This window comes from Paracoccus sp. SSK6, assembly GCF_039770665.1.
Lineage (GTDB): Bacteria > Pseudomonadota > Alphaproteobacteria > Rhodobacterales > Rhodobacteraceae > Paracoccus.
In genome coordinates this window covers 1-701 of the sequence record NZ_JBDPNJ010000096.1, presented here as the reverse complement: position 1 = coordinate 701, position 701 = coordinate 1, and the positions used below count along the sequence as shown (strand labels likewise).

The following is a 701-nucleotide window of genomic DNA, read 5'->3' as shown; positions in this document are numbered from 1 at the left end:
TTTATCGTTTCTTTGGAGCGATAGGGCGGGTATAGTTTTGGCATGCTGGAAAGCCTTGATCCCCTGCCGGACGACCCCCAGGACCTGAAGGGCTTGGTCACGCTGATGGGCGAGGAAATCAAGGCTCTCACACTGAAGATCGAAGACTTGCAAGGACAGCTCGCAGGCCATCGCAAAGCCCGTTTCGGGCCGAAATCGGAGAGCCTCCAGCAACTGACCTTCGATCTGCAGGAGGATAAGGAGATTGCGGCAGCGGCCTTGGCCCAGCAGGATGAAACCGGCCAGGATGAAGGAGCCGACGGCGACAAGCGGCGCAAACGGCAGCACAGTCGAGCACCGCTTCCCGATCATCTGGAACGACAAGCCGAGGTGCTGTCGCTAGGGAAGGCCTGCGCCTCATGCGGTGGAGCCCTGCGTGTGCTTGGCCAGGACGTGACGCAGGAGCTTGAATACATTCCCGGTCGCTTTGTCGTCCGCGAGATCATTCGCCCGCGCATGGCCTGCTCCTGTTGTGAGCGCTTTGCGCAAGCCCCGCTGCCATGCCGTCCCATCAACCGCGGCCGTGCGGGTCCCGGCCTGCTGGCGCATGTGCTGGTTGGCAAGTATTGCGACCACCTTCCGCTCTACAGGCAGTCCGAGATCTACGCCCGCGAGAAGATCGATCTGCATCGTTCGACGCTGACCGACTGGGTCGGCCGCTC

The 701-nt window shown here is 61.6% G+C and carries 1 protein-coding gene; it reads left to right on the top strand.

What is annotated here, in order from left to right:
* Window positions 1–42: 42 nt before the first annotated feature.
* Window positions 43–701, top strand: a 659-nt coding sequence (locus tag AAIL68_RS17525; RefSeq protein ID WP_347141066.1) for an IS66 family transposase zinc-finger binding domain-containing protein, incomplete at its 3' end; no start/stop codon positions are given.